Annotated in this window: 17 protein-coding genes; 5 read left to right on the plus strand and 12 right to left on the minus strand. The window is 41.8% G+C overall.

Going from position 1 to position 21,740, the window contains the following annotated elements:
* Window positions 1-24: 24 nt before the first annotated feature.
* Both ACWQ4X_RS15965 and metH read right to left on the minus strand, forming a co-directional pair.
* Complete coding sequence (locus ACWQ4X_RS15965) at window positions 25-1,023, minus strand: hypothetical protein (protein WP_457904303.1); 999 nt, start codon at window positions 1,021-1,023, stop codon at window positions 25-27.
* A gap of 236 nt (window positions 1,024-1,259) precedes the next feature.
* Window positions 1,260-4,946 (minus strand): methionine synthase, encoded by a 3,687-nt coding sequence (gene metH / locus ACWQ4X_RS15970; RefSeq protein WP_457904304.1) that lies wholly within the window; start codon window positions 4,944-4,946, stop codon window positions 1,260-1,262.
* A gap of 440 nt (window positions 4,947-5,386) precedes the next feature.
* Between metH and ACWQ4X_RS15975 the strand changes: the two genes are divergently transcribed.
* Window positions 5,387-7,009, plus strand: coding sequence for an inorganic phosphate transporter (locus tag ACWQ4X_RS15975; protein WP_457904305.1), 1,623 nt, complete (start codon window positions 5,387-5,389; stop codon window positions 7,007-7,009).
* Window positions 7,010-7,370: 361 nt separating this feature from the next.
* Here the strand turns inward: ACWQ4X_RS15975 and pgaD are convergent, their stop codons facing one another.
* The 7 genes from pgaD to rubA form a co-directional block, all read right to left on the minus strand.
* Window positions 7,371-7,796 carry a poly-beta-1,6-N-acetyl-D-glucosamine biosynthesis protein PgaD gene (pgaD, locus tag ACWQ4X_RS15980; protein ID WP_457904306.1) on the minus strand — a complete coding sequence of 142 codons (426 nt, stop codon included), beginning with the start codon at window positions 7,794-7,796 and terminating at the stop codon, window positions 7,371-7,373.
* Window positions 7,797-7,823: 27 nt separating this feature from the next.
* Window positions 7,824-9,086 (minus strand): poly-beta-1,6-N-acetyl-D-glucosamine synthase, encoded by a 1,263-nt coding sequence (pgaC, locus tag ACWQ4X_RS15985; RefSeq protein ID WP_457904307.1) that lies wholly within the window; start codon window positions 9,084-9,086, stop codon window positions 7,824-7,826.
* Between the two features lie 12 nt (window positions 9,087-9,098).
* Window positions 9,099-11,093: a poly-beta-1,6-N-acetyl-D-glucosamine N-deacetylase PgaB gene (pgaB, locus tag ACWQ4X_RS15990; RefSeq protein ID WP_457904308.1), complete on the minus strand. Its 1,995-nt coding sequence runs from the start codon at window positions 11,091-11,093 to the stop codon at window positions 9,099-9,101.
* Window positions 11,094-11,401: 308 nt separating this feature from the next.
* Window positions 11,402-12,301, minus strand: coding sequence for a LysR family transcriptional regulator OxyR (gene oxyR, locus ACWQ4X_RS15995; protein ID WP_142768119.1), 900 nt, complete (start codon window positions 12,299-12,301; stop codon window positions 11,402-11,404).
* A gap of 13 nt (window positions 12,302-12,314) precedes the next feature.
* On the minus strand, window positions 12,315-13,253 hold the full coding sequence (estB, locus tag ACWQ4X_RS16000) for an esterase EstB (RefSeq protein WP_142768120.1): 939 nt from the start codon (window positions 13,251-13,253) through the stop codon (window positions 12,315-12,317).
* Between the two features lie 58 nt (window positions 13,254-13,311).
* Window positions 13,312-14,490: a rubredoxin reductase RubB gene (rubB, locus tag ACWQ4X_RS16005; protein ID WP_457904309.1), complete on the minus strand. Its 1,179-nt coding sequence runs from the start codon at window positions 14,488-14,490 to the stop codon at window positions 13,312-13,314.
* A gap of 58 nt (window positions 14,491-14,548) precedes the next feature.
* Window positions 14,549-14,713, minus strand: a complete 165-nt coding sequence (rubA, locus tag ACWQ4X_RS16010) for a rubredoxin RubA (protein WP_100241419.1) — start codon at window positions 14,711-14,713, stop codon at window positions 14,549-14,551.
* A 477-nt stretch (window positions 14,714-15,190) separates the two neighbouring features.
* Between rubA and ACWQ4X_RS16015 the strand changes: the two genes are divergently transcribed.
* Window positions 15,191-15,736, plus strand: a complete 546-nt coding sequence (locus ACWQ4X_RS16015; RefSeq protein ID WP_142768122.1) for an adenine phosphoribosyltransferase — start codon at window positions 15,191-15,193, stop codon at window positions 15,734-15,736.
* A 58-nt stretch (window positions 15,737-15,794) separates the two neighbouring features.
* Here ACWQ4X_RS16015 and ACWQ4X_RS16020 read toward each other — a convergent pair whose 3' ends face one another.
* Window positions 15,795-16,298 carry a YqiA/YcfP family alpha/beta fold hydrolase gene (locus tag ACWQ4X_RS16020; RefSeq protein ID WP_100241417.1) on the minus strand — a complete coding sequence of 168 codons (504 nt, stop codon included), beginning with the start codon at window positions 16,296-16,298 and terminating at the stop codon, window positions 15,795-15,797.
* A 303-nt stretch (window positions 16,299-16,601) separates the two neighbouring features.
* On the opposite strand from ACWQ4X_RS16020, the gene ACWQ4X_RS16025 reads away from it, so the two are divergent.
* From ACWQ4X_RS16025 to ACWQ4X_RS16035, 3 genes are all read left to right on the plus strand, one after another.
* Window positions 16,602-17,042 carry an SRPBCC family protein gene (locus ACWQ4X_RS16025; RefSeq protein ID WP_374527665.1) on the plus strand — a complete coding sequence of 147 codons (441 nt, stop codon included), beginning with the start codon at window positions 16,602-16,604 and terminating at the stop codon, window positions 17,040-17,042.
* A gap of 129 nt (window positions 17,043-17,171) precedes the next feature.
* A complete protein-coding gene (gene lysS, locus ACWQ4X_RS16030) occupies window positions 17,172-18,698 on the plus strand; it encodes a lysine--tRNA ligase (RefSeq protein WP_100241415.1) in 1,527 nt (508 codons plus the stop codon).
* 140 nt (window positions 18,699-18,838) lie between these two features.
* Window positions 18,839-20,287: a capsule assembly Wzi family protein gene (locus tag ACWQ4X_RS16035; protein WP_457904310.1), complete on the plus strand. Its 1,449-nt coding sequence runs from the start codon at window positions 18,839-18,841 to the stop codon at window positions 20,285-20,287.
* Between the two features lie 39 nt (window positions 20,288-20,326).
* Here the strand turns inward: ACWQ4X_RS16035 and ACWQ4X_RS16040 are convergent, their stop codons facing one another.
* Window positions 20,327-20,758 (minus strand): hypothetical protein, encoded by a 432-nt coding sequence (locus ACWQ4X_RS16040; protein WP_457904311.1) that lies wholly within the window; start codon window positions 20,756-20,758, stop codon window positions 20,327-20,329.
* 257 nt (window positions 20,759-21,015) lie between these two features.
* Window positions 21,016-21,705 (minus strand): pirin family protein, encoded by a 690-nt coding sequence (locus tag ACWQ4X_RS16045; protein WP_457904312.1) that lies wholly within the window; start codon window positions 21,703-21,705, stop codon window positions 21,016-21,018.
* Between the last annotated feature and the right edge of the window lie 35 nt (window positions 21,706-21,740).

The following is a 21,740-nucleotide window of genomic DNA, read 5'->3' on the forward strand; positions in this document are numbered from 1 at the left end:
GGTAACTGTCAGATCGGGTTTGAGCTAGTACACATAATCAACTAATAATTTATTTTCTAATAAAGTCATACCCTTTTTATGTAATTCAGCATTTTTAATCCACTCTTCTATGGGGGCTGATGAGTTATCTTCTGAAGTTAAGTCTGTCTGATTATAAAGATCTCTAAATTTTGGCTCAAAGTAAGTAATCCAAATATCGCATATTTCTAAGACATCACAATCACTTAAAAAAACTAAATTTTTCTTTAAACCAATTTTATGGCTTAGTTCATAGTTGTTTTTTATTTGATCAATAACTCTGCTAAAGTCATTGTTAGAAAGGTTGTAATTAGCTTTTAATTTGTTTTTTAGTTCTATAAAAGTACTTTTATTCCATTGATCGATAGGAGGGAGTTCTTTAACAAATTGAAAAATTTGTGTTCTAGAAAACTTTGTAGTGAATGTTCCTAATTTATATTCATCAATTAATGATTCGGTTAATTGTATTAAGTCATCTAAATTTTTCTCTAACTCATTAAATTTAATTTTTAAAATTGCACAATTTATGACTTTTTGATCAACTAAATGCTTTTTGTTCTCATTATTAAAGGGGTATCTAAAAGTTTGGCCAGTAGAATCTATTTCTGCAATGTCTAAAATAGTCGGATCAAGTTTGTCGTTCACCATTTTAAAACGAATATCTAAAATTTTTGAATTTTCTTTGAAATACCTCCATATATTGCCGATATCATGCGAGGCAACTAAATCAAAAGATGGTAGTTTTTTGTTTTTAGTTTTTGCTAATTCATTAATTTCCTGAATAGCTCCTTTAATTCTCAGCTCAATAGAGTGACGCATATTGAAGCATATAGGGTAAATGTATAAGTCGACTTCCTTACCACGAGTATTCAAAACATTGTTCAAGAGAAAATTTGCAGCTTTGGAATAACCTTTTGAGTATTGGATGTAATTGGGTGAGCCATTTTCACCAACGCATGCATTGGCCCAAGTTGGTTCACTTCCAGTAAATGTCTGATTTTTCATAAGTCTTTATTAATGATATTTACGACTTATATTAATACAAATATCGCTAAATTAATCCCTCCCAACCTCCCTTTGAAAAAGGGAGGAGCAGTCATGTAATTTATTTACGCACATGACATCCCCCTCTTTTTTAAAGAGGGGTTAGGGGAGATTAAAACCAAAAAAATCCCCTCACTTTGAGGGGATTTTTTTATTTGATACGAATTGATTTTCTTCCCCCTTTATTAAAGGGGGATTTAAACAATCGAATCATCTAAATTCGGTGCTAACCAACGCTTCGCAACATCTAGTGACCAACCTTTACGTTTAGCATAATCCTCAAGCTGGTCTTGAGAAATTTTGCCCACGTTAAAGTATTCACTTTCAGGGTGTGAGTAATAGAAACCACTGACAGAAGAAGGTGGCATCATGGCAAAGTGTTCAGTCAACTTGGTACCAATTTTCGCTTCAGAACCTAACCAGTCGAACAATGCCGCTTTTTCAGAATGTTCAGGGCAAGCAGGGTAGCCTGGTGCAGGACGGATACCGACATACTTCTCTTTAATCAGCTCTTCATTGTTCAAGGTTTCATCGGCTTTATAGCCCCAGAACTCTTTACGAATACGCTCGTGTAAGTGCTCGGCAAAAGCTTCAGCAAAACGATCCGCTAAAGACTGAACTAAGATCGCAGAATAGTCATCACCTTTGGTTTTATATTCATTTGCCAATTCTTCCGCACCAAAAATCGACACGGTAAAGCCGCCCAAATAATCTTGCTCAGTCGTTGTCGGTTTAATGTAGTCCGCCAAAGACAAGTTTGGTTTGCCTGTTACTTTGTCCGATTGTTGACGTAAATGTTCAAAGGTGTGCGTTACAGTTTGACCTGCTTCATCAAACACGCTAACCGTATCTGCGCCTGTACGCTGAGCAGGGTATAGACCAAACACTGCACGAGCATCGAAACGATTATTCTCGATAATGTCTTTCAACATGATTTGCGCTTGATTGTACAAATCTGTCGCTGCTTCACCGACCACTTCATCTTCTAGGATTTTCGGGAATTTACCCGCCAAGCTCCAAGAAATGAAGAATGGGGTCCAGTCAAAATATTCAACCAGCGTTGCCAATGGGTAGTTGGTGATGACTTGCGTACCCAAAGCATTTGGCTTTGGCGGCACATAGTTGTCATCAATCTTAAAGCCATTTTCAATCGATTCGGCATAGCTGAGCTTCGCCGCTTTTGGTTGCTTGTTGGCTAAACGCTCACGAATTTTGGCATATTCAGCACGATGCTCGGCAATAAAGTTGCCACGCATTTCTTTAGAGAGCAGGGTGGTTGCCACACCCACGGCACGTGAAGCATCGGCAACATAAATCACGGCATCATTTGAATATTGCGGGTCAATTTTGACTGCGGTATGTGCTTTAGAGGTGGTTGCACCACCAATCAACAATGGAATGTTGAAGCCTTTACGCTGCATTTCTTTGGCAACAAATACCATTTCATCTAAAGATGGGGTAATCAAACCTGACAAACCAATGATGTCACATTTTTCATCAATCGCAGTTTGTAGGATTTTTTCACACGGTACCATCACGCCAAGGTCAACAATGTCATAACCATTACAGCCGAGTACTACGCCCACGATGTTTTTACCAATATCGTGTACGTCGCCTTTTACGGTTGCCATCAACACTTTACCTTTAGACTGGCTACCCGTTTTTTCCGCTTCGATGTACGGGTTGAGCCAAGCCACGGCTTGCTTCATCACACGTGCAGATTTCACCACTTGCGGTAAGAACATTTTGCCCGAACCGAACAAGTCACCCACCACATTCATACCATCCATCAGTGCGCCTTCAATCACATCTAGTGGACGTTTGGCTTTGAGACGTGCTTCTTCGGTATCTTCATCAATATACGTGGTGATGCCTTTAACCAGGGCATATTCTAGACGCTTTTCAACCGATTCATTACGCCATTCAAGGTTCTCCGCTTCACGCTGCGCACCACTGTGCCCACGGAATTTTTCCGCAACTTCAAGTAATTTCTCTGTTGCATTTTGACCAGATTCGCCTTGGTTCTGGTTCAGAATAACGTCTTCAACGGCATCTTTGAGTTCTTGCGGAATGTCATCATAAATCGCCATTTGACCAGCGTTCACAATCCCCATGGTCATGCCTTGTTTGATGGCATAGTAAAGGAATACCGAGTGAATCGCTTCACGCACAGGTTCGTTACCACGGAAAGAGAACGAAACGTTAGAGACACCGCCCGAAATCATGGCATGCGGTAAGTTTTGTTTGATCCAACCCGTCGCTTCAATAAAGTCGACGCCGTAGTTATTGTGTTCTTCAATCCCCGTAGCAACTGCAAACACGTTCGGGTCAAAAATAATATCTTCAGCAGGGAAGCCAACGTCATTGACCAATACATCATAAGAACGTTTACAGATTTCACGTTTACGTGCAGCCGTATCCGCCTGACCTGTTTCATCAAAGGCCATGACGATGATCGCAGCACCGTACTGACGGCATAAACGCGCTTTTTCGACAAACTCGTCATAACCTTCTTTTAAGGAAATCGAGTTCACCACAGGTTTACCTTGTACGCACTTCAACCCCGCTTCAATGATTTCCCATTTTGATGAGTCAATCATGATTGGCACACGTGAAATATCAGGCTCAGATGCAACTAGGTTGAGGAAATGCACCATCGCATTTTGCGAATCGAGCATGCCTTCATCCATGTTAATGTCGATGATCTGTGCGCCTGCTTCAACCTGTTGCTGGGCAACTTCTAAAGCTTCAGCAAAGTTTTCTTCACGAATTAAACGTAGGAACTTTTTTGAACCTGTGACGTTGGTACGCTCACCGACGTTCACAAACAGTGAGTCTTTAGTAATATTAAATGGTTCTAAACCACTTAAACGGCACGCAGGAACCGTTTCAGGCACTTGACGTGGTTTAATGTCTTTTACTGCATTGTAAATCGCACGAATATGGTCTGGCGTGGTACCACAGCAACCACCCGTGATGTTAATCAAACCACTTTCTGCAAATTCTTTTAAGAAGGCTGCGGTTTGCTCAGGGGTTTCGTCATATTCACCAAAGGCATTGGGTAAGCCGGCGTTTGGATGCGCTGAAACAAAAGTATCGGCTACATCGGCAATGGTTTTAATGTGAGGACGCATCGCGTCTGCACCGAGCGCACAGTTAAAACCAATCGAAAGCAAGTCGCCATGACGCACCGAGTTCCAGAACGCTTCTGCGGTTTGACCCGTTAAAGTACGACCAGAGGCATCAGTAATGGTGCCCGAAATCATGATTGGCAGTTCCCGACCAATTTGCTTGAACACTTCTTTCACCGCAAAGATTGCCGCTTTACAGTTCAAGGTATCAAACACGGTTTCAATCAGGATGATATCTGCACCACCTTCAATCAAGGCGTGCGTCGCTTCAATGTAGTTTTCTTTCAGTTCATCAAAAGTAATGTTACGGAACGCAGGGTCATTTACATTGGGTGAAATTGAACAGGTACGCGATGTGGGGCCTAATACACCTGCCACAAAACGTGGTTTGTCTGGGGTCGAGTATTTTTCACAAGCGGCTTTGGCTAAACGTGCCGCTTCACGGTTAATCTCAGGAACCAAATCTTCCATGTGGTAATCTGACATGGAAACGCGTGTGCCGTTAAAGCTGTTGGTTTCAATAATGTCTGCGCCAGCATTTAAATAGGCTTCATGAATGCCTTGGATAATTTGCGGCTGGGTCAGCACAAGTAGGTCATTGTTGCCCTTCAGGTCATGTGCCCAATCGGCAAAACGCTCACCACGATAATCTTCTTCTTCAAGCTTATGGCGTTGAATCATGGTGCCCATTGCACCATCAATAATCAATATACGCTCGGCGAGAAGCTGTTTAAGGGTGGTAAGCGTCGACATAAATAACCCCAATACACGACAAATCTTGAAATGGCGCATATTTTAGCAGAACTCAGGCATATTTTGAGTTTAATTCAGCTTTTTGACTGGCGGGTTAGCAGTATTCATGCATAAAAATGCTGTTTTTATCTCATTTCATAGAAATGAAATATTACACAGGCAAGATGAATCCGTTTCTTTTTCAAGGTGAAAGCTCATCGACGGTCGATAATTTTTTTTACAATTCAGAAAATCAACTACTATTTTTAATGAAATATTTTTTTGTTATAAGTATTTGAAAAAAACTGATTTACAGCAAAAAATCATCCCCATGATAGGGCAGAATGATTTAAAACAGGTCAATTGTTAAAAATTTGGCTTTATATGACACCTGTTTGTCATATAATTGTCATAATTTAATTTAACAATAAGGGGATTTTATTATCCTCTTAACCGTCTGCATGAATTCAAAAATTCCTCCCGTCCAAGATCGTATGCACTCTGCATCGAACAAATCGACGAACGTGCATGTTCCGACACCGAAATTTTTTATGCCGGTGTTTTTTACGGTCATCATTTCGACCCTAATTTACATTGGGTTTCAAGTCTCTGCTGACTTGTCGCATGTACCCCCGTTAAGTTTGTATTCAGTTATTCTTTTAGCGACGGCATTACTCATTGCTTTGGGCTTCGAGTTTGTGAATGGTTTCCATGACACTGCCAACGCAGTTGCAACCGTGATTTATACCAATGCCTTGTCTGCACCTGTTGCGGTCATGTGGGCTGGTTTTTGTAATTTCCTTGGGGTAATGGTTGCCAGCGGTGCGGTTGCTTATGGCATTATCGCCTTGCTACCTGTTGAACTGATTATGAACGTGAGTTCGGGTGCAGGTTTTGCCATGGTGTTCGCCATGCTGATTGCGGCCATTCTATGGAACTTGGGTACGTGGTTTTTGGGTATTCCAGCATCAAGTTCGCACACTTTGATTGGTTCTATTTTGGGTGTGGGCATCATGAACTACCTGTTGCATTCAGGTAGTGGTGCCAGTGGCGTAGACATGGACCAAGTGATTAAAGTAGGTAAAGCACTGTTGTTTTCTCCTTTAATTGGTTTTGCATTTGCGGCAGTCGTGTTCTTGTTGGTGAAAATGGTCTTTAAACGCCAGTTGGAATTGTTTCAGCCACCTGAAGGCAACAAGCCACCACCACCTTTAATTCGTGCCATTCTGATCTTCACCTGTACAGGCGTAAGCTTTGCACATGGTTCAAACGACGGTCAAAAAGGCATGGGCTTAATCATGTTGATCTTGATTGGTTTGGTACCGTTGGCGTACTCACTCAATAAGAATCTTGATCAGGCGCACATTCAATCATTTGAACAGTTGTCTTCTCAAGCGGCTGTGGCAATGTATCCTGCGCATGCCGACATTCCAGATGAACAAGCACGTCAAACCATTACCACGTACATTCAAACCAAAGAAATTACACCTGAAGTGGTGCCTGCTTTGGCAAGTTTGACCGATCATTTGGGTGACCGTGTTGCACAATATGGCGACTTGAAAAACATCCCTGAAGATGCTGTTTCCTCTATTCGTAATGACATGTACTTAAGCACGACAGCATTCAAACGTTTAGATAAAGCACACCAATTGCCTGCAATGCCAGAAGCAGATCAGAAAGTGGTGAAAGAGTACCGTAGCAGTTTAGATGGTTTCTTACAGTACATTCCGACTTGGGTAAAAGTGGCTGTTGCACTGGCTCTAGGGCTGGGTACGATGGTGGGCTGGAAACGTATTGTGGTGACTGTAGGTGAGCGTATTGGTAAGCATCACATGACATATGGTCAGGGGATGTCTGCTGAACTTGTCGCGATGTCGACCATTGCTGCGGCAGATGGTTTTGGTATGCCCGTGTCGACGACTCACGTGCTGAACAGTGCGGTAGCAGGTACCATGGTTGCCAATAAATCAGGTCTCAATTTTGCCACAGTGAAGACCATTCTTTCGGCATGGATTTTTACACTTCCGGCCACCATCTGTTTGTCAGGTGGTTTATACTGGTTATTCCTCCAGTTCGTTGCTTAAGTTGTTTTAAGTAACGAAATAAAAGCGCTGCATAGTCAGCGCTTTTTTTGTGCCTGTGCAATCTGTGTAATCAACGAATAGCGAGCTGATTGCTTTACTATTGCTGGTTTAAGCGCTGTTATTTACAAGGATTGAACAGTTCAAGCACAACCTAAAACACTCAGAATCTAGAATGATTAAAGCAGAACAAATGAACGAAGTTATGCGGGATGCAACAAGATAAGCTTGGTTGCTGAGGGGCTACTAGGTACACAGGAAGTCTCTCAAATGACTGATCATGGCTTCTAAATAGCAATAAAAAAGACCTCAAGCAGGACTTGAGGTCAGAGGTGTTTACAATGGGTGGTTATTTTTGAATTGATTATTCGAGATCGATAATTTGCCCATGGGCATTGTGATGCACCACAGTAATTTTATGCTGTCGTGATTGCTCAATTTTTTGCTGGCTCAGCTCAAAATAATCAGCATATTGCTGGGTTGCCATCGGCTGCTCATGTTTGTCAACTTTGACACTCGCAGAGGGCATAAATCGGCTCCAGAGCAATAAGCCCACACTACACAGTACAAGTTCCAAGCCACCATATTCAAGGCTGATGCTTAGAGCATTCAACAGGTGATGTACGGCTGCACTTTTCTGTAATTGGATAAGAATCCAGACCAGCAAGAAGGGGCGCCAAAGCATCAGCCAAGCACCCCACATCAAGGCTGTGGTGGTGTTCGATACATAGCGTTTATGCCAAGGTAATAAATGACGCAAATCAATCACTAAGTCATGTTGTGATTTCATTCTAAGATACTCAAAAAGTAAGGAGTGTTATAAACGAATGCCACGGTCTGGGCTGACCCAGCGCGCACGTTTATCTTCGCCACGTAATAGCACTTTTGGAAACGCCATAATGGTGGCACTGATGGTGATCAGCCAGAACACAAACGGATACCAAATCATCCAAAAGTAGTTTTTACCTAAGTTGGGTTCATAACGACTATCCATCCATTTGCTTAAAGCAAACTGAATCAGACAGGTGGCACCAAGCAAGACACCGCTGCCATAAGGTAAAAATGGCGAGCTAATTCCACTGAGTGCAGCAGTTGGTAAGATTAAATGAATGATCCATAGAATGGCCAATAGCAACATTAAGTATGACCAGACCAAGGTCAGGCAAAGCTCTAACATCAGTGGCCAGAGGAAGTTGAGTTTGGGTTGAACGAAGACATCTAGATTCTTAATGAGTACTTGTGCGCCTCCCATTGCCCAGCGCAGACGTTGTTTCCATAAGCCCGAAAAGGTTTCAGGCATCAGAATCCACACCAATGCATTCGGTTCAAACTGAATATCCCAACCCGCGCGCTGCAATTTCCATGTAATGTCGATGTCTTCAGTCAGCATGTTGGGTGACCAGTAGCCGACTTGATGTACCGCACTTTTACGGAATGCCGTAATCACCCCAGACACGGTAATCAAACGTCCAAAGGTACGTTGTGCACGTTTAATCATGCCCACAATAGATGAGAATTCACCCACCTGAATGCGACCCAAGAGTGTCGAGCGAGTGCGAATACGAGGATTACCTGTTACCGCAGCAATTTTAGGATTAGCAATGAAATGTCGCATCATCCATGTCGCAGCATGCGGGTCGAGTAGGGCATCGCCATCAATGCCCAAGAGGAATTCTGCATCGGTCACAAGGCTGCCCGCTTGTAATGCCATGGCTTTGCCTTGGTTTTGCGCAAGATGCACCACACGCAAACGCTCATGCTGATGCGCCAAGCGATTCAGGACTTCCGCAGTATTGTCCGAGCTGCCATCATTAATCGCAATCACTTCAAAATTTGGATAGTCGAGTTTTAAAGCGTGACTAATGGTTTCTTCTGCATTGTCCCCCTCATTAAAACAAGGGATTAATACCGCAACCAAAGGCGAGTGGCTCAGTGCTTCTGGTTGATGATAGGCGGGTTGCTTGCGCTCTTTGGCATAGAAAATCAATGCCCCCAACATCCATAGATAAGACATAAACAAGGGGTAATAAAATACAAAGTTGAGTGCGTGGCGCAACCACAGATTGAAATGAGGAAACATGCTCAACTCCGGTTATGGAACTAATTGAGAAGATTTGGTTGCAAAGACATCATGCATGACTTTCGGATCGGGATGTCCTTGAATTGGATCATCTGGATAGTAGCCAACGTGCATAACACCTTGTGAATAAAGAGATTGAATGGTGGATGCCAATTCCTGTGACGAGACCTTTTGACTGGTTCGCCAATTGGTCGCCTGCAATTCAAACACAGTCTTTTTCATGCCATTGGGAAAGCTTTTCACCCGTTGTATCAGGTCACGATAAAACTGGTCTGCATCAGGTGCTTGTTCCATATATGGCATGGCCATAATCGCAGTAAAGTCATAACGTTTTAAGGATTCTTCAAGGGACTGTGAATACCAGTTCTCTGCATAAGGCTTAAGTGCAACTTGTGCATAGAGGTTGCGTGCAGTCAGTAAAAAGGGTTCGTATTGGCGTACTTCACCCGCTAACTGCATGGCAAAATCATCGATGGTTTTGGTTTTGTAGGCAGTCCATTTCTGCAACAGGGCATCATCCGCACGGATTTGAGCTAAATCCGTCGGCAAGCCTTGAGCAGAATAGGCCTTTAATGCATTTGGGCTGGCATCTTCATAGTCGGACAGGGTGGTGTCATCATGGAATAGAATTCCGTTAAAAGGGGTGGACTTTGCCAAGTCTTGGTAAATTTCACGAATGGTTTGGCGTGCTTGAGCCGAATAAGGCGACAAACGTAAATAGCCCATATTTAGGTGATCCTGACTGACTTGTTGGGTTTCGACTACGTCTTTGCTGACAGGATCAGTTTTCGGTAAATCCCAAGCCAATAATGGCATCCACGCGTAGATCCGACTGACTTGCGTCCGCGTCTGAATCTGCCAAGCGGCATGATTAAACAAATCAGCGCGCATAGGTAAATGCCGATTTGGGAAATACACCATATTGGCTGAGCCATCCCCATCAGAATCGGAAAATGCCTGTAAATAAACGGTATTTACCCCCATGGCACGAATGCGGTCGAGCAAAATGCCGAGATTACGTTCTTGCTGTTTAGGATCGGGGTCATACACATAGTCCAAATCGATATGCATGATTTTTTGCGGGCGGTTGTTATCACCCAGATTCATTTCACGATTTTTAATTTCCTGTGCCAGATCCGCCGTGCTCATATTGCCTTCAATCAAAATGCGGTTCAGGGTTTGCAAAGAACCGCGCACATGATCAGGACCATCATCCAGCGTGATGGTGATTGGCATGCCCAATTGTTTGGCAATCTTCACATCCTGCATGTTATAGCGACCATAAGGCCAGACCATGACACGCGGGGCTTTTAAACCGTGAGCTTGCAGTAAGGCATTGTTTTGTTTTAGATCTTGGGTAATACGACGGGTAAATTGCTGATCGGTTTCATAACGCTGGTGTTGTGCATCACATTCACGGGTGATGGCCGCGGGTTCAGAATTGCCTTGCGGATTGGCATTAATACCGCGATGTAAATTAAAACTATGATTGCCAATTTCGACCCATCCGCTGTCTTGCATTTCTTTTAATTCTGACCATGTCAGAATCTTGTCACGTGAAATAACATCATCACCAAAATGTACAGGTTGATTGGTTTTTGGGGTGAGCCAAGAACCAACCACAGCCAGTACCACAGGAATATGTTTGGCTTTTAGAATGGGGTAGGCATGGGTGTAGAAAGATTGATAGCCATCGTCTACCGTCAGTAATACAGGTTTGCTTGGCAAGCGATACTTACCTTGATGTGCCTGAATAATTTGATCGACATTCACAAAGTGAAAGCCATTGTTTTGTAGCCAATCCAAGTGCTGGCTAAATTGCTGTGGCGTCACCGCATAGTCAGGAATTAAGGCATTCTTTTGATCGGTAATCTCATGATAGCCAATGATAGTTAGGGTCGATGGATCAACTTTTGGTGGCTCTGCTGCTAGAGTAACGGTTGCAGCCAGTGTGCTGAACAAGCCGAAAGAGAGGGACAGTAAAGGAGATGCGAAGCGAGCAAGCATAGCAATATCTTCTTAAAAACGATGTAATTTTTACGGGAGATTAGTGATCACAAAAACTCAAAATTGTTTTTATTTCTGAGAGTCGACTAAGGTCTTTTGTTCATCGCGCATTTATAAATTCTGAACCTGAACGTTTTCTTAAAAAATATTATTTTTAAATGATGGATACACAACAATAACAATAGGATGCAATTGTGATATGCAGTTGTTGGAAATGAGGAAATTGGGATTGTTATTGGTTTACTCTAGATTGAATAGCAAAAAGCCCAGTGATTGCACTGGGCTTTTTCAAGATTGTATAAAATGAATCAATCTTGGGTGATTTTTTGCAGAATTTGTACCAGCACATCAAATTCACTTTGCAGTGGTGTGCTCTTACGAGTAATTAATGCCAAGGTACGGCTCGGTGCATCTTGAATGGGTTTAACTACCAAATCAGGATTGGCTTTAATCATATTGGTGTGTAGCGCAATTTCAGGCAATAAGGTAAAGCCCAAGTTTGCCGAGACCATCTCAATTAATGTAGGTAATGAACTTGCTTTTAAGCGGTGATCATTCTTGCGCTCACCAATTGGGCAGGCACTTAAAGCATGGTCACGTAAGCAATGTCCTTCTTCAAGCAACATCAAACGCGATAAATCCAAATCTTCCAGTGTGGCCGCTTGTGCTGAACGTTGGTCAGATTTGTGGCACACCAAGAACAAGTCTTCTTTGGCAATTTCGGAAACTTTTAGTCCACGCGTATCAAATGGCAAGGCCAGTAACACCATGTCTAAGTTGCCATGTTCCAGCTTCTCAACAATTTTTTCGCTTTGCGCTTCATGCAAATGCAACTGAATTTTAGGCAGTTGTTTATGCACTTCATCCAGCAATTGCGACAAAATAAACGGTGCAATGGTTGGAATCACGCCTAAATGCAAGTCACCAGTCAAAGGCTCACTCATTTCACGACTTAAACGCATTAAGTCTTGAGCATCAGCAAGTAGAACACGGGCTCGGGCGACCACTTGCTCGCCAAGTGGAGTTAAACGTACATTTTGGCGATCACGTTCAACGAGTACGCCACCCAGTAAACGTTCAAGTTCCATGATCCCACCCGAAAGGGTAGATTGGGTCACGAATGAACGACGCGCCGCTTCAGTGAAGTGCAGCGTTTCAGACAGCGTTACGAGATATGACAGCTGTCTCAGGGATGGTAATGCAGCCATAGTGTCCTAATCATTAAGATTTAAAGTGATGAGCAAATAATCCGCTAAGATGAGGAATGAAATGCGGTGGGATATCATGCCCCATTCCATCAATTAATTCAAACTTAGCGCCTGTAATTGCTTTTGCAACAGCTTTACCATGGCTAGGTGGGAGCAAGCGATCACGCGAACCATGCACCACAAGGGTTGGTTGTTGTATCTGCTTATCCAGATGTAGCAAGGAGCCTGTACATAATATTGCTAAAAACTGTTGAAGTACACCCGCTGGGTAATAACTTCGTTGATATAATTTGCGTGCGGTTTGCATGGTTTCAAGTTGATTGATATAACCAGGCGAACCAATAATATTAAAGACTTTTAAACTGTGATTGATAATACCTTCTTCGTCATTCGATTCAGGTCTGCCAATCAGGCTAAACAGTTGTTTTGGAAATGGTGGAGGGAGCAACGGTTGATTGTTACTGGTGAACACCAATCCCAGTTTGCTGACTTTATCTGGATTTTTAGCCGCCAAAATTTGTGCGATCATGCCACCCATTGATGCACCAAGCACAAAGACATTTTCCAGTCCCATGCGCTCAATCAACAGCGCAGCATCATCTGCCATATCATGTAAATTATAGGGTGCGCCTTGGTTTTCTAAACCCAGAGCAAAACGCCCCATCAGTTTAATTGTATTTAGGCGTGGGCCTTGGTGGCGTATTTTAGAAGATAATCCAATATCACGATTATCATATCGCACTACGCGATAACCATGGTCGATCAGGGTTTTACAAAAGAAATCGGGCCAAAATAATAGCTGAGCGCCTAAGCCCATAATCAATAAGATGGTCGGGTGATCTGCTTCTCCACCGACTTCGACGTGTAATTCAATACCATTCCCCAAGTCTACCTTGGTTTCATGCATAAACGGGGTGTAAGGTGAATTTTTGAATTGTAATGCGCTATTCATTCTTCTTTCTCCCCTTAAGAGGACATTCAAAAATGTGAACGTCCTCTATATATTGAACTTAAACTGATACAGGAATCAAGTCTGGAACCAACTTTGTCAACGCTAAACGTTGTTTCCCGGCAGTAGCACCCAAAAGGACAAAACCACGCAGTGTTCCAGTACTGTCTAATGCTTTAGCCAACATGCCATCTTCAAACTCTTCAGTTTCCCAATTTACCTCTGCATCAATTGGTGCAGGCAGTACGGTAAGCGGTGCCGCAGGTGTTTTTACTGCAACAGGCATGGCAGGGTAATGCACAGCGGTATGTTCACCATTTAAGGTTTTGGCTAATGCACGCGCTTGTTGCATGATCGGCATGACATAAGGCAGCAGTGTACCATTCACTTCCGCACAGTCGCCCACGGCATAAATGTCTGCTTGATTGGTTTCCAAGTGGCTATTGGTCAGTACACCACGGCTGGTGTGAATATTGCCTGTTTTAGCCAAGCTGATATTCGGCTGTAAACCAATTGCAGAAAGCACTATATCAGCAATGACGGTTTGTCCATTGGCTAAAGTGACAAGGTAATCGCCATTTTCGACTTTAGAGACTTTCTCTACGGTTGTGCCCAATACAAAATGAATCCCTGTTTCTTCCAGATTCTCTTGGAATGCAGCCGCAATATGGGCTGGAAGTAAACGTCCTAAAGGCTGGGCAGCCAAATCAATCACTGTGGCGAAATGACCTGTATGTTGCAAATCATTGGCAAACTCACAACCAATTAATCCTGCACCTAAAATCACGACCCGTTTATCTTGACGTTTATCAAGATTTTCACGGAACAGTTTATAGTCACTTAGTGAGTTCACGACATGAATATCATCACTACCATCACCCGCAATCGCAAGGCGAATTGGGTTTGCACCTACGGCAAGAATCAGTTTGGCGTAGTCTAAGGTGCTGGTTTGACCCTCTTTTTCTAAAAGAAGTTGATGTTGTTCGCTACGAATTTCTTTGACCCATGTATGCGTTTCAATACGCATATTCAGTTGGGCACTCATTTTTTCAGCATCACCAAGCGCAATTTGTTCAGGAGATTTCTTGCCTGTTAATGCATTCGATAAGGTTGGCTTTGCATAATTACTGGCATCATCCGCAGTAATCATAACCAGTTCTTGTTCTGCATTGAGTTTGCGGAATTCGCGTGCCACAGTGTAGCCAGCCATGCCTGAACCAATGATAACGATAGGCTGCATTTCTTTCTCCCAAAATAAGCTGTAAAAAAAGACCGCTAGGTGGGTCTTTTAGTTATTATTAAATTTCAATCATTTCAAAGTCGGCTTTGGAAACGCCACAATCCGGGCAAGTCCAATCATCAGGAATATCTTCCCATTTGGTGCCCGCAACGATACCGTCTTGTGGCCAGCCTTCTGCTTCGTCGTAAATCCATCCACAAACGATGCATTGATACTTTTTCATCTGATTCTCCAATTCTGATCGGGTCAATTTAGATCAGCAATAACTCATATACCGCATGGCTCTAATGATCTAATTGCTAGCGTTATTTTCGCCTAAATTTTTACGCAGTTCTAGGACGAATGTAAAGCAAATATCGGATTTTAATTGGAGAATCCTGAATCTGAATGGCGGAGGAGGACAAAACGTATCAATTTAAACATGGCGTTGTATTTTTGTTAGACAATCTTCAATTGCACGATAAAAAGCGATGGTTTGTATCTTTATCCGACTAAAGTCGAGCAGATAGAAAAGCTATAAATTGCTATATTAAAATCATACAAGTCTATAGTTAACATTTTATATAAAAATTATTAATAAAATTCAGTTGGTTATAAATTTACTCGAAAAATATCCTCCCTGAAAAGCTGGCTATTAACTATCCTGAAAGTTGAATAAGCGTTAAAATTCACCTATTCCTTTGGTACTTAATTCTCTCCCATGAAAAATTTGTCTGCTGTATTGTGGTCGCACATTCGTACTGTCCAAAATTTCCCAAAACCTGGGATTTGTTTCTATGATTTAACGCCGTTGTTCATGAGCAATATCGGTCCATTAGCCGATGCATTGATTGCCAGCATTCCTGAAGAACAATTGGCTGAAGTGGAAAGTTTTGTGGCTGTAGAAGCACGAGGCTTTGTGCTTGCGAGCTTGCTGGCACAGCGTTTAAACAAAGGGTTATTGTTGGTGCGTAAAGCAGGTAAATTACCACCACCAGTGATTGGTGTGGGCTATAGTCTAGAATATGGCGTAGATCGTTTAGAAATCGCTGCCAATATTCAGCCGCAAAAAGTCATTATTGTGGATGATGTGCTGGCGACAGGTGGAACGCTGAAAGCTGTGAAGCAATTGATGGATAAATGTCATCACCAGGTATTGGGCGCGAGCATCTTTTTAGATCTTCCGACATTACATAAAGATTTAGGCTTTAAGGTATGGACAGTGCTAGAAGAAAGCTCGAAGCCTGTAGAAGCTGCTGTCGCTTAACGCAGTGATATTTTTAAAAAGCCAATCGGTGAGAACGGATTGGCTTTTTTTATGTTCATTAAAAAATAAAGGTCTGTTCCATATAATGAATCAGTTGATTGAGATGTTCAGGTGCTGCCAGTCGATGGTGTCCACCTTCAACAGCATCGACTTGCATATACGGTTCTAAAAAAGCGGTGGTGGCGTACATGTCCAATACTTCATCACCCAGTTCAATATATGCAATTTGCGGAATATCGTGTTCTAAATCTTGTTCAGTGATTGCTGGATAATCTGCTCTAAAATCAGGCATTAAACTCGGATTGGCGATGATGCAGGGAATACGGTGTTGCAAAGACATTTTGAGTGCCCAATAGCCACCTAAACTATGACCTATCAGTAAGTCAGGTTTAATGGTAGATAATGCATTTTCATAAAACTCGGCAACAGTTGCATAGTTTAAATTTCTATAATCCACATCAATACAGTATTTTTTAGCAGAATCGATGGCATGGAACTTGGTTGATTCTTTAGATGAGTCTAAGCCATGCAAAAAAAGAATTTTTGATTGATCTATATTCATTGTTATCGCGTTCATACGGTCTCTTTTCACAAAGATAGAACGAATTAAAAACGTTCACTTTCAACTATTTCAAACTTTTATAATTGTACGAATCTTCAGGCGGCTTTGATCTTAGCATTTGGTCTAAGATTTTTTTGAGCGGTAAAAAGGATGGTTTTACTGAACAATAAATAAAACAACAACATGTATGGAAATGGATGAATTGAGAATGAATTTTTTTAAATAATTTCTAACGATTTATTTTACTGCGACTGCAAAATATTCAGTAGTTTGGAAGAAGGAATTTATAAGGAGAATAATAAAATGGTAGAGCATCTACGTTATCACATCACTATTGATGCAAGTCCTGAAAAAATATGGAATATTCTTTGGTCACCAGACACTTATACAGAATGGACAATTTATTTTGCAGAGGGATCGAAAATTGAGTCCGATTGGACGGTAGGCGGCAGAGCTTTATTTTTAGATCATAGTGGCGATGGACTGATTACCTCGATTCTGGTGTATATCCCGAATCATTCGGTGATTTTTCAATATCAAGGATTGTTGCAAGGTGGAGTGGAAGATGTCAGTAGTCCAGAAGTACTCGAATGGCAGGGGGCATTAGAACAATATACATTGGAAGAAGTGGATGGAAAAACCGTGCTGACAGTAGAGCTGGAAACGACTGAGGCTTATCAAGATATGATGGAGCAAGCCTTTGAGCATGGATTAAAACGAGTGAAAGAATTGGCAGAACAATAGCGCTCAGTGATCGCCTGTATAAAAGCAAAATTGTGGGGCATATATTTGTTTGTGAGAAATCATACGAATTTATGAAGGAATCTGCTATGCTAGTGCACTTCATTTTTTAGTAAATTTTTCGAGGCAGAGATGACGCAAAACAACGCTCAATCGACTTCAGAACAACCTATTTCCGAAAACGATTTAATTGCACAGCGTCATGCCAAATTGAAGCAAATTGAAGAACAAGCCAAACAAACGGGTGTTAGCCCGTGGCCGAATGCATTCAAGCGCGAACATTATGCGCAAGATTTACAAGAACAATTCCAAGATCAATCGAAAGAACAGATTGAAGCGGCTGAACATGTTTATGTAAAGGTTGCAGGTCGTGTCATGTTAAACCGTGGATCATTCATTGTGATTCAAGATATGACAGGTCGTATTCAGCTTTATGTTGCACGTAAAGAATTAGACGAAGCTACTTTGGCGACGATTAAAGGTTTAGACCTTGGCGATATTATTGCCGTTGAAGGTTACATTGGTCGTTCTGGTAAGGGTGACTTATATGTGCATATTCAACATTTTGAATTATTGACCAAATCTTTACGTCCATTGCCAGATAAATTCCATGGTCTAAATGATACGGAAGTGAAATACCGTAAGCGTTATCTTGATTTGATTGTGAATGAAGAAACACGTAAAACTTTTGAGATTCGTGCCAAAGTGGTTGCGGGTATTCGTGCATTTTTAAACAATGAACGTTTCATGGAAGTTGAAACGCCAATGATGCATGTGATTCCTGGTGGTGCTTCAGCGCGACCATTTGAAACACATCATAATGCTTTAGATATGCCATTGTTCTTGCGTATTGCGCCAGAACTTTATTTGAAGCGTTTAGTGGTAGGTGGTTTTGAACGTGTGTTTGAAATTAACCGTAACTTCCGTAATGAAGGGGTTTCAACACGTCATAACCCAGAATTCACCATGATTGAATTCTACCAAGCCTATGCAGATTACAAAGACTTGATGGCTTTGACTGAAAATATGTTGGAAAAATTGGCTTTGGATATTTTGGGTACCACAGATGTACCTTACCAAGGTGAAGTGTTCAGCTTTAAAGGTCCGTTCAAGAAAATTTCAATGTTTGATGCGATTTTGGAAAACAACCCTGAGTTTACGCCTGAAAATGTCAATGATCGTGAGTTCTTGGCGAAGTTCACCAAAGAAGTGCTGAAAGAAGAAGTCAAACCAGGTTTCGGCTTAGGTAAATTGCAAACTATCGTGTTTGAAGAAACGGTTGAGACGAAATTACGTCAACCGACGTTCATTACCGAATATCCTGCTGAAACTTCACCTTTAGCGCGTCGTAATGATCATAATCCACATATTACAGATCGTTTCGAGTTCTTCATTGGTGGTCGTGAATTGGCAAATGGCTTCTCGGAGTTGAATGACCCGATTGACCAAGCAGAACGCTTCCAAGCACAAGTTGCAGAGAAAGATGCGGGTGATGATGAAGCCATGCATTATGATGCCGAGTTTGTTGAAGCTTTAGAATATGGTTTACCTCCAACTGCGGGTGAAGGGATTGGTATTGACCGTTTGGTGATGCTGTTTGCTGATGCGCCAAGTATCCGTGATGTAATTTTATTCCCACACATGCGTCGTAAAGACTAAGTCGAAATACGATTTCAAAAAAACCCGCTTTATGCGGGTTTTTCTTTGCAATTTACAACAAAAATCATTACTCATGTTGCAATCTTGTATCAAAGAAAATATGGTAGTCGGCAGAATTAAGTAACGAGAAAGTCACGATAATGTATTTAAAAAAATCTTTAGTTTCGGCGTTGTTTATGTTGTCGGCGTCATCGGGTTTTGCGCAAGGGATTGTCGTGAATAATGAAGATTTACGTTCAGATTTGAACTGGTTAAATCAACAGGGTGTTATTCAAATTAGTACCTCTACATGGCCAATGAGTGGCGATGAGATTCAACGTGCTTTATCTCAGGCTCGTATTAGCCAACCTGCACAGCAAAAGGTGGTGGATTCAGTTCTGGCCAGCTTGAAAGCAGACAATCATATGGCTAAAGTGAGTTTATATGCTGCAACGGATGAAAAGCAGTTTCCACAAGCCTATGCTGAAAGTAATAAAGCACAGTATGTTGGTGCCTTAGAGCTCAATGCGGGTGGTGTAAACTGGGATGCCAAATTAAAGATAAATGTAGAACAAGATCCGTTAATTGATAACGGGCAGGATCGTGATATCAATGTCGAGGGATCATACCTAGCAGGCAAACTTTGGAATCAATGGTTGATTGCAGGTCAAATGCCAACCTATTGGGGACCTGGTCATGATGGTAGCCTCATTCGTGGTGATGCAAGTCGTCCCGTATATGGCTTAACCATGCAGCGAGCAGATCAAAGTGCCTTTGAAAGTAAATGGTTGTCTTGGATTGGACCATGGCAATATCAAGCCTTTGCTGGACAACTTGATGATTATGATGCGGTTCCAGATGCAAAACTGATTGGCTTGCGTGTAACAACACAACCTTTACCTTATTTGGAATTGGGTGCATCGCGTGTGATTCAGTGGGGTGGTGAAGGACGCTCAGAAAGCTGGGATTCTTTCTGGAATGCCATTAAAGGCAATGATAATTTCTACAATGCTGATGATGATAAGTCCAATCAATTGGCTGGATTCGATGCACGTTTGAATTTGAACCAGTGGTTGAATACCCCAATAAGCCTATATGGCCAATATATTGGGGAAGATGAAGCGGGATTATTACCTTCGAAAAAAATGTATTTGGCAGGTGTCGATTATTCTTCAAATTATAAGAATATGCCATTTCAACTGTATACAGAATGGGCAGATACCCGTACCAATGGCGATGTAAAAGGTATTTCTTATAATCATTACGTGTATAAAGATGGTTATTACCAGCATGGTTTCCCATTAGGCCACGCGATGGGCGGGGATGGAGAAATGTATTCTGTCGGTGGTAATCTTCGTTTTGATGCTAAAAATAGAGTTTCAGGACGCATGTTATTGGCTAAAGTGAATCAATCGAATTTAGATATTAATCAAGCATTTCCAGAGAAGGATGAAGTAAAAGCACTCGACTTAACTTGGTCATATTATCTTCGTCCAGATATTCCTTTGAAACTCAATGGTTGGGTAAGCGATTCTGATGTACATGGGAATGATACAGGGCTTTCAGTTGCTGTAGATTTACCATTAGATCCACAAGCTTGGGGTTATTAATTTTCAAAGATAAAAAAACCTCACTATGGTGAGGTTTTTTTATGCCTGAATGGCTTGTAGGATTCTGACTTTCATCGACAAGAGCTGTTTATAAATAAACTGTTCAATCCATTTCACTGGTTTCCCCATAGGCGTGATTTTGATTGCAGTTTGAATAAATGCCAATGGTTCTATTCTGTTTAGTTCATCGTGTAGGTGTTCTTCAAGTTTAGTGGAAGGTGAATGTAGCGGAAACTCCAGCAGATAGAATCCTTTGGCATAATTATAAAAGCTATACACTAGATTAAAGGCACGTTGTTCACCTTTCAGATTTTGTATTGCAATTTCATATTCTCGGTTAGGATTACTGTGGGTCATTCCAACAAGTAGGCTTAGCGAGTCAGTATTGACGCGGATTGCAAATTGTAGCCCAATTTGATTGCCACTTAATTCATGTTGAGCAAATACATTAAAAGCGCTTCCGTCTTCCATGAAGGGTTCTTGTAATACCAGTAATGAATTGTGTTGATGGATATGTCCAGCCAGATGATGGGAGATAATTCGGGATTTTATGTTCTCGATGTCCAAAATGGAGACTCTGAAGCTTAGAGTTCTAAAGTTTAGTTATTTTGTGAATCGGTGCGAATCTTTGGATAAGATCAATAATGTCTAATTTAATAAAAAGCAGTTGTTGGATTTAGACATCATGTGGAAATCTATCCCGCGTCGAAACACGGGATAGAGGCGAATTAAATGGGTAAATCAAACCAGATAAATTGACTGTCATTCAAGGCTTTAAGCTCAGCTTCTTCTGCAAATGCAAGGGCATCGCCTGCATGTAATTTTTGACCTAAGATTTCGATTTCACCTGAAATCACATGAATGTAATTCAATTTCTGCGCCGTTTTTACCACTAAGGTATGAGACATTTGTAGGAAGGCAGTTTTAACTTCTGCTTGCTGTCGAATGTGCATGGCGGCATGCTCCTCTGGACCTGCAATCACATGCCATTGATTTGGTTGTGACTTCGGATCACACTGGATTTGCTGGTAGTTAGGTTCAGCATTGCGTTCATTTGGGTGGATCCAGATTTGCAACATGTGTACAGGGGTATCTCCCTGATTGATTTCACTATGTTGTACGCCTGTACCTGCACTCATCAACTGCCATTCACCTGCAGAAATATGACGCTCATTGCCCATACTGTCTTTATGGGAAATTGTGCCTGCTAGTACGCAGGTCAAAATTTCCATATTGTCGTGCGGATGAGTACCAAAACCATTGTGGGCTGCAATCCAGTCATCGTTAATGACACGTAATACACTTACACCCATGTATTTAGGGTCGTACCAACTCCCGAATGAAAAACTGTGTTTGGATTCTAGCCATCCCGCTTTGACATGACCGCGATCTTTACTACGATGTAAATAACTTTGCATGACCGTTATCCCGTTTAAATTTATGCTTGAGTTCA

Source organism: Acinetobacter sp. NigerLNRRAM0016, from assembly GCF_054112845.1.

What these genes read in the sequence shown, in the direction of transcription:
- ACWQ4X_RS15965 (WP_457904303.1), bottom strand. Translation starts at nt 1,023, where the DNA reads ATGAAAAATCAGACATTTACTGGAAGTGAACCAACTTGGGCCAATGCA.
- metH (WP_457904304.1), bottom strand. Translation starts at nt 4,946, where the DNA reads ATGTCGACGCTTACCACCCTTAAACAGCTTCTCGCCGAGCGTATATTG.
- ACWQ4X_RS15975 (WP_457904305.1), top strand. Translation starts at nt 5,387, where the DNA reads ATGAATTCAAAAATTCCTCCCGTCCAAGATCGTATGCACTCTGCATCG.
- pgaD (WP_457904306.1), bottom strand. Translation starts at nt 7,796, where the DNA reads ATGAAATCACAACATGACTTAGTGATTGATTTGCGTCATTTATTACCT.
- pgaC (WP_457904307.1), bottom strand. Translation starts at nt 9,086, where the DNA reads ATGTTTCCTCATTTCAATCTGTGGTTGCGCCACGCACTCAACTTTGTA.
- pgaB (WP_457904308.1), bottom strand. Translation starts at nt 11,093, where the DNA reads ATGCTTGCTCGCTTCGCATCTCCTTTACTGTCCCTCTCTTTCGGCTTG.
- oxyR (WP_142768119.1), bottom strand. Translation starts at nt 12,301, where the DNA reads ATGGCTGCATTACCATCCCTGAGACAGCTGTCATATCTCGTAACGCTG.
- estB (WP_142768120.1), bottom strand. Translation starts at nt 13,253, where the DNA reads ATGAATAGCGCATTACAATTCAAAAATTCACCTTACACCCCGTTTATG.
- rubB (WP_457904309.1), bottom strand. Translation starts at nt 14,490, where the DNA reads ATGCAGCCTATCGTTATCATTGGTTCAGGCATGGCTGGCTACACTGTG.
- rubA (WP_100241419.1), bottom strand. Translation starts at nt 14,713, where the DNA reads ATGAAAAAGTATCAATGCATCGTTTGTGGATGGATTTACGACGAAGCA.
- ACWQ4X_RS16015 (WP_142768122.1), top strand. Translation starts at nt 15,191, where the DNA reads ATGAAAAATTTGTCTGCTGTATTGTGGTCGCACATTCGTACTGTCCAA.
- ACWQ4X_RS16020 (WP_100241417.1), bottom strand. Translation starts at nt 16,298, where the DNA reads ATGAATATAGATCAATCAAAAATTCTTTTTTTGCATGGCTTAGACTCA.
- ACWQ4X_RS16025 (WP_374527665.1), top strand. Translation starts at nt 16,602, where the DNA reads ATGGTAGAGCATCTACGTTATCACATCACTATTGATGCAAGTCCTGAA.
- lysS (WP_100241415.1), top strand. Translation starts at nt 17,172, where the DNA reads ATGACGCAAAACAACGCTCAATCGACTTCAGAACAACCTATTTCCGAA.
- ACWQ4X_RS16035 (WP_457904310.1), top strand. Translation starts at nt 18,839, where the DNA reads ATGTATTTAAAAAAATCTTTAGTTTCGGCGTTGTTTATGTTGTCGGCG.
- ACWQ4X_RS16040 (WP_457904311.1), bottom strand. Translation starts at nt 20,758, where the DNA reads ATGGAAGACGGAAGCGCTTTTAATGTATTTGCTCAACATGAATTAAGT.
- ACWQ4X_RS16045 (WP_457904312.1), bottom strand. Translation starts at nt 21,705, where the DNA reads ATGCAAAGTTATTTACATCGTAGTAAAGATCGCGGTCATGTCAAAGCG.